The 11918-nt window shown below is 30.3% G+C and carries 12 protein-coding genes; 10 read left to right on the top strand and 2 right to left on the bottom strand.

The window, feature by feature from the left end; genetic code table 11:
- Both ispG and MR593_RS13385 read left to right on the top strand, forming a co-directional pair.
- Positions 1-766: flavodoxin-dependent (E)-4-hydroxy-3-methylbut-2-enyl-diphosphate synthase (gene ispG / locus MR593_RS13390; RefSeq protein WP_290693966.1), on the top strand; the 766-nt coding region annotated here is incomplete at its 5' end.
- A gap of 31 nt (positions 767-797) precedes the next feature.
- Entirely contained in the window at positions 798-1463 is a 666-nt protein-coding gene (locus MR593_RS13385) for an AIM24 family protein (RefSeq protein WP_290693963.1), read from the top strand.
- A gap of 54 nt (positions 1464-1517) precedes the next feature.
- Here MR593_RS13385 and MR593_RS13380 read toward each other — a convergent pair whose 3' ends face one another.
- A complete protein-coding gene (locus MR593_RS13380) occupies positions 1518-2468 on the bottom strand; it encodes a threonine ammonia-lyase (protein ID WP_290693961.1) in 951 nt (316 codons plus the stop codon).
- Between the two features lie 279 nt (positions 2469-2747).
- Here MR593_RS13380 and MR593_RS13375 point away from each other — a divergent pair, with 279 nt between their 5' ends.
- From MR593_RS13375 to MR593_RS13350, 6 genes are all read left to right on the top strand, one after another.
- On the top strand, positions 2748-3884 hold the full coding sequence (locus MR593_RS13375; protein ID WP_290693958.1) for an ABC transporter ATP-binding protein: 1137 nt from the start codon (positions 2748-2750) through the stop codon (positions 3882-3884).
- The gene (locus MR593_RS13370; RefSeq protein WP_290693955.1) at positions 3877-5469 is read left to right on the top strand and encodes an ABC transporter permease/substrate-binding protein; all 1593 of its coding nucleotides are present in this window, start codon (positions 3877-3879) and stop codon (positions 5467-5469) included. Before MR593_RS13375 ends, MR593_RS13370 begins: the two co-directional genes overlap by 8 nt.
- 502 nt (positions 5470-5971) lie before the next feature.
- Complete coding sequence (locus tag MR593_RS13365; RefSeq protein ID WP_290693952.1) at positions 5972-6742, top strand: ABC transporter permease; 771 nt, start codon at positions 5972-5974, stop codon at positions 6740-6742.
- Positions 6735-7550: an ABC transporter ATP-binding protein gene (locus MR593_RS13360; protein WP_290693949.1), complete on the top strand. Its 816-nt coding sequence runs from the start codon at positions 6735-6737 to the stop codon at positions 7548-7550. Before MR593_RS13365 ends, MR593_RS13360 begins: the two co-directional genes overlap by 8 nt.
- Positions 7522-8472, top strand: coding sequence for an NrtA/SsuA/CpmA family ABC transporter substrate-binding protein (locus MR593_RS13355; protein WP_290693947.1), 951 nt, complete (start codon positions 7522-7524; stop codon positions 8470-8472). The genes MR593_RS13360 and MR593_RS13355 overlap by 29 nt, the downstream gene beginning before the upstream one ends.
- A gap of 153 nt (positions 8473-8625) precedes the next feature.
- The gene (locus MR593_RS13350; protein ID WP_290693946.1) at positions 8626-9267 is read left to right on the top strand and encodes a hypothetical protein; all 642 of its coding nucleotides are present in this window, start codon (positions 8626-8628) and stop codon (positions 9265-9267) included.
- A 49-nt stretch (positions 9268-9316) separates the two neighbouring features.
- Here MR593_RS13350 and MR593_RS13345 read toward each other — a convergent pair whose 3' ends face one another.
- On the bottom strand, positions 9317-10237 hold the full coding sequence (locus MR593_RS13345; protein ID WP_290693945.1) for a Ppx/GppA phosphatase family protein: 921 nt from the start codon (positions 10235-10237) through the stop codon (positions 9317-9319).
- A 308-nt stretch (positions 10238-10545) separates the two neighbouring features.
- Here MR593_RS13345 and proC point away from each other — a divergent pair, with 308 nt between their 5' ends.
- Positions 10546-11349, top strand: a complete 804-nt coding sequence (proC, locus tag MR593_RS13340; protein WP_290693944.1) for a pyrroline-5-carboxylate reductase — start codon at positions 10546-10548, stop codon at positions 11347-11349.
- Between the two features lie 19 nt (positions 11350-11368).
- Positions 11369-11918 (top strand): ABC transporter ATP-binding protein (locus MR593_RS13335; RefSeq protein ID WP_290693941.1); only part of this gene is annotated, 550 nt, incomplete at its 3' end.

The raw sequence follows: 11918 nt of genomic DNA, 5'->3' as shown, positions 1-11918 counted from the left end.
AAGAATAAATCCAGGAAATATAGGTAGCATAGATAGAGTAAAAGCAGTCGTAGAAAAGTGCAAGGAAAGAGATCTAAAAATAAGAATAGGCGTAAATGGAGGTTCTCTTGAAAAGGAACTGCTTAAAAAATATGGATCACCTACAGCTAAGGCGCTAGTCGAAAGTGCTATGGGACATGTAAAAATACTTGAGGATTTAGATTTTCACAATATAGTTATATCTTTAAAATCGTCAAATATCTATACAGCAGTAGAGGCATACGAGCTTATGAGCCAAAAGGTCGACTATCCACTCCATATAGGTATAACAGAAGCAGGTGGAGTTAGAGCAGGTACTATAAAATCTTCAATTGGTATAGGCTCTCTACTTCTAAAGGGTATAGGAGACACTATGAGAATTTCTCTTACAGGAGATCCTGTAGAAGAAGTAAAGGTAGGCAAGGACATCCTTAGAAGCTTGAATTTATTAAATGACAAAATAAAAATAGTATCTTGCCCAACTTGCGGTAGATGCAATATCGACTTGATAAAAATTGCAAATGAAGTCGAAGAAAAAATACAAGACATAGATAAAAACATGACTGTAGCTATAATGGGATGTGTAGTAAACGGTCCTGGAGAAGCTAGAGAAGCAGATATCGGTATAGCTGGAGGTAAAGGTCAGGGAATTTTATTTAAAAAAGGCGAGACTGTAAGAAAAATACCAGCTGATAAACTAGTGGAAGAATTACTAGATGAAATAAATAAATTTGAAGTAGAGAAATAATGTAGAGGTTTCAGTAAAATAGGGGGATTTTATGGTTAAATTTGATGTAACTAATGAATTAATGTGTATAGTAAAAGGTAGTGGAAGGTTTTACGCTAAAAAAGGCTCTATGGTGGCATATAAAGGTGATTTTAGATTTGAAAAACTATTATTAGGTCCAAATAATGGAGGTGGACTAGGAGGAGCGATTATAGGACATCTTCAAAGACGATTGACTGGTGAAAATATGCCTATAATGTCTGTAGAAGGAAGAGGAGAGGTCTATCTAGCTGAAAATGCCTACCATGTAGATGTCGTACATTTAGAACCAGGTGATTCAATAAATGTTGAAAGTGAAAATTTACTTGCATTTACAGAGGATCTTACATATTCAACTACTTTTGTAGGGTCAGGTGTAATATCTCAGAGAGGTTTATTTTCTACATATTTGAAAAACAATACAAATTCAGTCCAAGATGTGGCTATAATAACAGATGGAAACCCACTTATAATAGAAGCTCCTTGCTGCGTGGACCCAGATGCTGTCGTAGCTTGGACAGGTAGAAAGCCAGAAGCTAGGGTCGCTCAATTATCTTGGAAGACTTTCATAGGACAGACATCTGGAGAATCATATCATCTTCAATTTAGTGAACCTGGACAGCTTGTTATAATTCAGCCATCAGAGAGACTTTCAGGGTTGAATGTATCTATTGATTAGATTGAGATTTAAATGGGGACTAGTTTAATTACTTTAAACTGTCCCTATTTTTAATTAGAATAAATATTCTTTTATTTGTTCCTCTGTAATATTTGCACCACAAATTACTACAGCAACTGTTTTTCCTTTGAAATAATCTTTATTGTCTAAAATAGCGGCAATTCCTACAGCGCTAGAAGGCTCTACAACTATTGAAGCGTTTGTATGTAAAAGCTTCATAGATTCTACAATTTCTTCTTCTCCAACTTGCATAACTCTATCTACAGTTATTTTCATCTCTTCTAGAACTTCTGGAATTGGATTTCTGATGGCTATTCCATCGGCTATAGTATCGATTGATTCTGAATTAATTAAGCAGTTTTTTTCAAATGACTCTGCCATAGCTGGAGCTCCCTTTACAACTACACCTATAACTTCTGTATTAGGTGAGTATTCTTTTATACATCTAGCGATTCCAGTCAGAAGACCTCCATTTCCAAGAGCGACTAATACTGCATCTAAAGTAGTATCTAGCTTTAGAAGCTCCATACCTATAGTACCTGCACCTTCACAGGTTTCCACATCTAAGCTGTCTTCGATTAAATCAAAATTATTTTCTAAGGCGTATTTTTTTGCAAAAATTCTAGCATCGTCGAAGTCATCGCCTTTTAACACGACTTTTGCACCTAGTGATTTCATACGCTCTATTTTTAGAGGATTTGCATTTTTACTTGCAAAAATTATAGATTTTATATTTTTTCTAGTGCATGCATAGGCAACAGCTTGACCTAGATTTCCAGCACTAGCACAGACTAGAGTAGAGCCCTCTTTTAATTTAGATACGTAGTTAAATGAACTTCTGCCTTTGAAACAGCGTATGGGATTTAAAGTTTCTACTTTTAAAATAGTTTTGCATCCTAGGATTTCACTTAGAGGATAGCATATAAATTGTGGCGTATTTAAAAACACTGGATCAATATTATTAAATGCATTTTTTATGTTTTCAATACTCAATCTACTTTTCACGAGATCATCTCCTTTTATATATATAATTTACTATATTATACCAAATGAATGCTTTGTTTATATATTAAATAATATTTAAAGGAAAATTTTTGAAAAAGTTAATATTCACATAATATTTATCTATTATTATATATAGTATAAAGGATTTAGTATTTATTTTATCAAAAATGATATACAAAATATTACAAAAGTGTAAATTGTTAGAAATCTAATAATATGTTATTATTGTATTAATAACAACTTACAACTTTATTTTAAGTTGTAAAAGGGGGATTAAATATGATTGAAATCAAGAATATTACAAAAACTGTGGGGGAAAAGGTCATACTAGACGATATTTCTCTGACTATTGAAAGTGGAAGCTTTGTAGTTTTGATAGGACCAAGTGGATGTGGTAAGACTACGACTTTAAAGCTTTTGAATAAGCTTATAGAGCCTACAAGTGGAGAAATATATATAGACGGACAACCTATATCTAAAGAGGATCCTATTAAATTGAGAAGAAATATAGGATATGTAATACAGAATATAGGTCTATTTCCTCATCTGACAATAAAAGAAAACATAGAGCTAATTCCGAAATTAAAGGGTGAAAAGAGCGAGAAAGAAATAAGTCAAAACACAGAAAGACTTATAAAAATGGTAGGACTTGATCCAGATGAGTTTTTATACAAATATCCTACTGAATTAAGTGGAGGTCAACAACAGAGAATAGGTGTCATAAGAGCGATTGCGACAGATGCGGATATAATACTTATGGATGAGCCGTTTAGTGCGCTAGACCCTATTACAAGAACCCAATTACAAGAATGGTTATATGAGCTTCAACAAGATCTTAAAAAGACCATAATATTTGTCACTCACGATATGGATGAAGCTTTAAAACTAGCAGATAAAATATGTATTATGAAGGGTGGAAAAATACAACAATTTGATACGGCAGAAAATTTATTAAAACACCCAGCAAATGAATTTGTCAAAGATTTTATCGGTAGTGACAGATTATGGAGTGCACCAGAATATATAAAAGCAAAGGATATAATGATAAAAAATCCTGTAAAAGCTATTGAAACAAGAACTGTAATACAGGCTATTGAAATAATGAGAACGAATAAAGTAGATAGTTTATTAGTAACAGATAAAAATAATTTACTAGTAGGAATACTAACAGTAAAGGATTTAAGAAAAACTGGAATACAAGACTATTACATATATAAGGTTATGAATAAAAATCCTTTATATATAGAAGAAGATAGCAATCTATTAGAAATATTAAATCTTATGAATAAAGAGAAAATAGGTCATGTACCTGTAGTTTCGAAAAATAAAGAATTAGTAGGATTGATAACTAAAAGTAGTTTACTTTCTGTTTTAAGCGAACAGTTCTTAGAAATGGAGGTGGGTATCCTTGGATAATTTCATAAATTATTTAGTGAGTGAAAAGGCAAAGATATTGGGCTTATTAGCTCAGCATGTTGAGTTGACAGTTGTAGCTATAATTTTAGCAATACTTATAGGTGTTCCTTTAGGAATACTTATATCACATTTTAAATCAGTTAGAAAATACGTATTAGGAGTTATAAATGTAGTTCAAGCAGTACCATCTATGGCATTTTTAGGTTTATTAGTTCCAGTTTTAGGAATAGGTAGTACGCCAGCTATATTTATGGTAATTTTATATTCACTGCTTCCTATCGTCAAAAATACGTGCACAGGTATCACAGGAATAGACAAGGGAATTATTGAATCAGCTACAGGAATAGGATTAACTCCAAGACAGATACTTTTTAAAATACAATTGCCGCTTGCACTACCCGTGATTATGGCAGGTGTTAGAATATCAGCAGTATCTGCAGTAGGTCTTATGACTTTATCTGCATTTGTCGGAGCTGGTGGACTAGGATACTTAGTATTTTCAGGTGTACAAACTGTAAATAATACTATGATTCTAGCAGGTGCGATACCAGCTTGTATATTGGCGTTATGTGTAGACTTTATATTCTCAAAGGTTGAAATATTGGCTACACCAGTAGGAATAACTCAAAATAAGAGCAAAAAAGCTAGAAAAGAAAAAGAATATAGAGATCCTAAATATAAAGCTAGAAGAAACAAGGTAATAGGCGTCACTACAGCGTTGGTAGTTTTATTTATAGGATGTGGAAGATATTTTTCTTCTAGCTTTGCAGAAAAAGAAACTATAGTCGTTGGGTCTAAGGATTATACAGAACAATTAATTCTTGGAAATATGTACGCCGATTTATTGGAAGAATATACAGATTACGATGTAGAGAGAAAATTAAATTTAGGTACTACTGTTCTTTGGAATTCAATGGTAGAGAAAGAAGTAGATGTATGTGTAGACTATACAGGTACAATTTTAGTAAACATAATGAAGGAGCAGCCTAATGGAACTTCAGATGACGTGTACAACCATGTAAAGGAAAGTATATCTAAAAATTACGACCTACAATTATTAGACCCACTTGGATTTAATAATACATATACATTAGCCATGGAACAAGACGTAGCTAAAAAATACAATATAAATACTTACTCTGATTTGGCAAAATATTCAGATGAATTTGTATTATCACCTACATTAGCATTTGAAAATAGAGATGACGGACTACCTGGTCTAAAGGATTGTTATAATATGAACTTTAAAGACGTCAAATCTATGGATGGATCTTTGAGATATCAAGCTCTTACAAGTGGAAAAGCTCAAGTAATCGATGCATTTTCTACAGATGGACTTTTGGAAAAATTCCACTTGAAGGTATTAGAGGATGATAAGAATTATTTTCCACCATACTATGCAGCTCCAGTAGTAAATAAGGATATTTTAGAAAAATACCCTGAATTAGAAGAAATATTAAATAAATTGTCAGGTCAAATAGACGAGGAAACTATGATTAAATTAAACTATAAAGTAGATGAATTAGGACAATCTCCAGAAAAGGTTGCACATGACTTTTTAGTAGAAAAAAATTTAATTAAATAATAAGTATAAAAAATAAGTTGTTAATTAAAGAAATTTAATTAGCAACTTTTTTAGTTGATATTGAAAGGATGATTTTATATGTATATTATTTATATTTAAATATATTTATTCGACAAAAAAATTAAAACTAAATACACAAATTTATATAATGATAATTATAAAATAATTATATATTTATAATTAAAATTACAATAAAAAAACTTTTCAAAAAGATAAATCAATCAAAAAGAAAAGTCATTATATTTCGCCCAAATAGAGCAAAATCATATTATAGAACTAATTTCCTTTCAGATTAGAATAATCTTTTCTGGTAGGTATAAATAGCTTAATTTTAAAACGATTCTAACCAAAGAAATCTCTAGCATAGAAAAGCTTATATTATTATTGTAGTACTATTATATACAAAAATCTACATTATTATGAAAATATTTTCCATAAAATTACAAAAATGATGTATAATATATTTATAAAACAAAATACGACAAATAATATAGGGGGAGATATGATTAAAAAAGTTCACGATAAATTAAAAGGATATTATATTTTTTTATTGATTTTTATATTATGGGTTGTAGTGTGTAAAATAGGAGTTTGGAATGAATACATATTGCCTACACCACAAAAGGTATTCGATACATTTAAAAATATGGTTTTAAATGGGTCTATTTTCGAAAATGTATTTGTGAGCTTGAAGAGGATTTTTATAGGATTTTTTATAAGCTCTGTACTTGCTATACCTCTTGGTATGCTATTTGGATGCAAGCAAAAATTGTATAAATTTTTTAAACCTCTATTAGAATTTATGAGAAGTACTCCACCTCTAGCCTTAATTCCTATGCTTATATTGTGGTTTGGAATAGGTGAGAAATCAAAAATTATAATTATCATATTGGCATCCTTTTTTCCGATATTTTTAAATACTCTAAATGGTATAAAAAATTGCGATGTAAAATTAATCGAGGTTGGAAAGGTATTTAATTTTACTAATTTAGAGATATTTACAAAGATAATAATTCCAAATGCTTTAGTTGATATATTTGTAGGACTTAATTTAGGTCTTGGATACAGCTTTAGAGCGATTATAGGAGCTGAATTAGTTGCAGCATCTAGTGGACTAGGGTATTTGATATCAGATGGTAGATCTATGTCTAGGACAGATGTTGTATTAGTTGGTATATTAGTAATAGGATTTTTAGGTATAATAAGTGAATTTATATTTAGAAAAATAATAAAAAAAGTAAGTAGAGGAAAGCAGGTAAATTTTGATGATTAAGACGGGATTTGTTATTAAAAATTTATGTAAAAAATTTTCTATTGAAAATCAAGAACATATTGTATTCTGTGATATATCCTTGGAGATACCTGGTGATAAAATAACCGTTATATTAGGAGAAAGTGGATGTGGGAAGACTACCCTGCTTAGAATTTTATCCAACCTAGATACCGCAGATAGTGGAGAAGTCGTGTATATAGAGCACGGTAAAAAAATAACTCCAAAGGTCGGTGTTGTATTTCAGGAAAGTAGATTGATGCCTTGGCTTACAGTAAGCGAAAATATATCGTTTCATTCAAAAAACATGGATGAAGAGAGTTTAAATAAATATCTATCTATGATGAAGCTTGAAAAATTTAAAAACAGCTATCCAAATGAATTATCTGGTGGTATGGCAAACAGAGTCAGCATTGCTAGGGCACTTTCTTATAACCCGGATATACTTTTGATGGACGAGCCTTTTGCACCGCTCGATTATTTTACTAGAAGAAAGATGCAGAGAGAAGTAGTAAATATACACGAGAGCACAAAAAAGGGAGTGATATTTGTAACTCACAATATAGATGAGGCTCTTACTATAGCAGATAAGATTTTAGTTATAAAAAAAGACAAGACAATAAAGGAATTTTTTATTGAGGATGATTATAATAGGGACTTAGGGACTTCTTATTATATAGATTTAAAAAAATTTATTTTAAATGAATTGGGGGAAAAAAAATATGAACAAAAAATTGAAAAAAATAATATGAGTAACTACATCAATGGTTTTATCTTTATGTATGTTAGTAGGATGTTCTTCAAGCAATAACGCAGCATCTAGTAGTTTATCAAGCTCATCATCAAGCGAACAAACAGCAGAACTTCCAAAAGAAATCAATATCACATATGTAAAAGCTCCATTAAATGTACCAAGTATATTAGAAAAGAACGATTCACTATTCGATGAAGAATTCAAATCTGATAATATAAAGGTAAATTGGTCTGAAATAACAGCAGGACCAGATCAAACAGAAGCTCTAGCATCTGGGGATATAGATTTTGCACATTGTTTAGGTGGAACATCAGCTTTAATAGCTGCATCAAATGGAGTAGACTTAAAAATAATAGGAGCTTATTCTCAAGCACCAAAAGGATTTATGATAGTAACTAACGACAAGAGTATAAAAGGACCTGAGGATTTAAAAGGTAAAAAAATCGGTGGACCTAAGGGAACAATTTTACATCAATTATTAGTAGCAGCATTAAAGGATAAAGGTTTGAGCATTGACGACGTTGAATATATGGATATGCAAATACCTGATGCAGTTACTTCTCTAGGTTCTGGAGATATAGATTGTGCTTTAGTTGCAGGTCCATCTGCACTTCAATGCTTAAACTCAGGAAGTACAAAGGTTTGCGATGGTGAAGGATTAGTAAGTGGTATAACAGTTATAGCTGTAAACTCTGAATTTGCAGACAAATATCCTGATTTAGTTAAGAGATTTATGAAGGTTCATGAAGATACACTTGATTATATGGAAGAAAATTACGATGAAATGGTAAGTAAAGTAGCTAAGGAATTAGATATAAGTGAAGACGATGTTAAATCACTATACGAATGGTATGATTTTGACGACGATATAGACGATGAAGAAATAAAAGCATTATACGATACACAAGATTTCTTAATTGAAAATAAAATGCAAGATAAAGAAATAAAAATAGAAGACTATATACTAGATGTAGAATAGGTTTACATAACAAATAAAATTGTAAAGCTTATCGATGAAAATAAGATGGTTTTTGATTATTAAAATCATCTTATTTTTTTGTATCAAAAAGTATAATAATTGAAATTTGACAAATAATAAAATAGAAAATTAATTACTTTCGGAGGTAGAAATATGAAGAATAAATTTTTTATTTTATGTTTGGCATTATTGATGGTTTTAGGTCTAGTTGGATGTGCTAGAAACAACAACCAAGCAACTAAAAATAACACGACTAATCAAGTCAATCAAGAAACACCTAAAAACGATACAAATCAAACAGAAGTAGCAGATAATGGCTACTACGATATATATACTAGAAACTACAATGCGAGCTTATTGCCATTAGAAGAAAATTACACTATGTATGGAAATATAAACACAGTAGAAGAATACTATAAAACAAATAAATATCCAGGCAATAAAAAATATCTAGAGGAAGTCAAAAAAGCCCTTAAAGACAGCAGAGATAATGTCGAACAATTTGTAAATAATATGGAGAAAGAGGCAAAATCAAATGACAATCAAGTAAATAAACTAAACAGAGAGATGATAGACGATGGTAGAGACTTGATAGAAGATATAGACGAAGCAATTCGAAGATTAGATAGAATAACAGAGCAAGATTTAAACAGATCAGAGCCTGAATTTAGACGTTTAGTAGGAGATAAAATAGTTTTAGATGACGATATGGACAACGATTTTAGAGATATGCTTAGAAATATAGAGAGAACGTTGGGAATAGATAGACAAAATAATAAAAATATGAATAAATAAAGTCTAAATTGTGTCTAGCGCCTAGCTATATTTTAAAATATGGCTAGGCTTATTTTTTTAAGCAACTATAAAAAATACCTTCTCTAATACCGTAATTATTTATAATTATTTTTTTGCTGTGAATATAAAGCATAAAATACTTCATAAAATTAGAGCTGGCACATATTACATCTGCTCTTTTTTTAGATACACCTTTAATATTTATTCTCTCGTTATAATCTAGGCTACAAATTTTGTTATTTATATAAGATAGCTCAGAATAACTCATTTGAAAATTATGTAGAGAGGTTTCTGTGTAGTCATCGCTGTTGCAAATATGAATTTGAGCGATATTTTTCATCGAACCTCCAATTGTTATTATTGGTAAATTTTTTCCTTGCTTTAACCAAGGATATTTATTGAATTCGCTGTAAATATAATTTTTAAATTCATTTTTAGTAAAAGGAGATATCTTATTAAACAAGTTAAACTTACTGGAAAGAGGGATTGGCCCTAAGGGTAAACTTGCGTAGTTTTTAAACTTTCTATTTTTTATCAAAGCTATTTCGACGCTAGCTCCACCCATATCCACTAAAAAATAGCTGTTGTAATTTAAAGTATTTATAGTAGATATATATCCTAAATAGGATTCTTCATATCCAGTGAGAATTTTAACATCTAAACCCGTTTCCTTTTTTATTTCCTTTAAAACAATATCTCTATTTGCACATTTTCTAAGAGTTTCTGTAGCTACGACTATAATATCTCTACAATTAAACATTTCGCATTTTTCTTTAAAATTTTGTATGCTTAAAATTAATTTATATATTCCTATTCCAGACAGATTTGGTATGTCATCAGTATAATAATCACTCAGTCTTATTTGATGCTTTCTTTCAAAAAGTACGTTTATTTTTTTTGATTCCCTTAATTCTGCTATTAATAATTTCAATGAATTTGATCCTAAATCTATAATTCCAATTGACTTCATAATTATATCCCCACCTTTACATATAGATTAATTATATACAAATATGTTTAAAATAGGAAGAATTAAATATATAATTAATTTAAAAGATATAAGAAAATCTTTAATTCTAAATACATATTAATGTAGATTTTCTTGAAATACAAGTACGGAAATTATATTTATCAATATCTTCAAATGAATATAATTTCCTATGTATTATAAAAATAATTAAAAAAATATGTATATATTAAATTTTACGACTATAATTGTTATATGAAAAGATAATATATATAAAAATTTTTAGTTATATTAAAGAAAGGAAGAAAATGATGAAAAAAATAGGATTTATAGGAGCAGGAAATATGGCAGGTGCCATAATAGGAGGAATTGTAAAATCAGGATTAGTAAAACCAGAAAATGTAATTGCAAGTGCAAAAACAATGACAAATCTTGAAAAATTAAAAGAAGAGTACAAAATAAATGTAACTTTAGATTCAAGAGAGGTCGTTAAAAATTCAGATATATTATTCATGGCTGTAAAACCTAATATATTTGACGGTATTTTAGAAGGTGTAAAAGATTTAATCGATGATAAAAAAATCGTGGTTTCAATAGCTGCAGGTAAAAATATCGAGGGAATAGAAAAGATAATAGGTGCTGATAAGAAAATAGTTAGAACAATGCCTAATACACCAGCGCTTGTAAATGAAGGTATGTCAGCATTATGTCCAAATAAAAATATAGAAGATGGCGAATTAAAAATAGTAAAAGATATTTTCGATTCTTTTGGAAAGAGCGAGGTAATAGGAGAATATTTAATAGATGCTGTAATAGGTGTAAGTGGTTCTTCACCAGCGTATGTATTTATGTTTATAGAAGCTATGGCAGATGCAGCAGTTATGGCTGGTATGCCTAGAAAACAAGCCTATAACTTTGCAGCACAAGCAGTACTAGGCTCAGCTAAGATGGTGCTTGAAAGCGGTAAGCATCCAGGTGAATTAAAGGATATGGTATGCTCTCCAGCTGGAACTACAATAGATGCTGTCAAGGTATTAGAAAATGAAGGCATGAGATCTGCAGTTATAAATGCAGTTTGCGCTTGTGTTGAAAAATCAAAAGAAATGAGCAAATAAAAATATTGGAGATGTTTTGATGGAAGAGAAGGTAATAGAGATAAAATCTCTAAAAGTTAATTATGGAGATAAAAAGGTTTTAAAAAATATAAATTTAGATGTATATAGAGGAAGTATAATCGGATATATAGGTCCAAATGGAGCTGGAAAGAGTACTACGATAAAGGTTCTTTTGGGATTAAACAACGATTATAATGGAGAGGTCAAAATTTTTGGCAAAGACATAAAAGATAGTGACTACGATTTTAAAAGCAAGATAGGATATGTACCAGAGGTCGCCAAATTATACGAAAACTTAACTGCTAGAGAGTATTTGACTTTTATCGGGCAGCTTTACAATATGCCTTATGATAAATGTGATAAAAAGGCTCAAGCCTTGATGGAGATTTTGGGAATAGGACATGCATACGATACTAGATTGTCGTCTTTTTCAAAAGGTATGAAACAAAAGGTGCTTATAATATCAGCGCTGATACATAATCCAGAGATACTTTTCTTAGACGAGCCACTAAGTGGATTAGATGCAAATAGCGTTTTAGTCATAAAGGAAATAATATCAAAATTGAGAG

The sequence above is a fragment of the Intestinibacter sp. genome, assembly GCF_022780145.1.
Classification (GTDB): domain Bacteria; phylum Bacillota; class Clostridia; order Peptostreptococcales; family Peptostreptococcaceae; genus Intestinibacter.
Note: the sequence above shows the minus strand (reverse complement) of the source record. Positions and strands in the feature narration are given on the sequence as shown.

Coding starts and splice junctions, on each gene's coding strand:
- MR593_RS13385 (WP_290693963.1), top strand. CDS start 798: ATGGTTAAATTTGATGTAACTAATGAATTAATGTGTATAGTAAAAGGT.
- MR593_RS13375 (WP_290693958.1), top strand. CDS start 2,748: ATGATTGAAATCAAGAATATTACAAAAACTGTGGGGGAAAAGGTCATA.
- MR593_RS13365 (WP_290693952.1), top strand. CDS start 5,972: ATGATTAAAAAAGTTCACGATAAATTAAAAGGATATTATATTTTTTTA.
- MR593_RS13360 (WP_290693949.1), top strand. CDS start 6,735: ATGATTAAGACGGGATTTGTTATTAAAAATTTATGTAAAAAATTTTCT.
- MR593_RS13355 (WP_290693947.1), top strand. CDS start 7,522: ATGTTAGTAGGATGTTCTTCAAGCAATAACGCAGCATCTAGTAGTTTA.
- MR593_RS13350 (WP_290693946.1), top strand. CDS start 8,626: ATGAAGAATAAATTTTTTATTTTATGTTTGGCATTATTGATGGTTTTA.
- MR593_RS13345 (WP_290693945.1), bottom strand. CDS start 10,237: ATGAAGTCAATTGGAATTATAGATTTAGGATCAAATTCATTGAAATTA.
- proC (WP_290693944.1), top strand. CDS start 10,546: ATGAAAAAAATAGGATTTATAGGAGCAGGAAATATGGCAGGTGCCATA.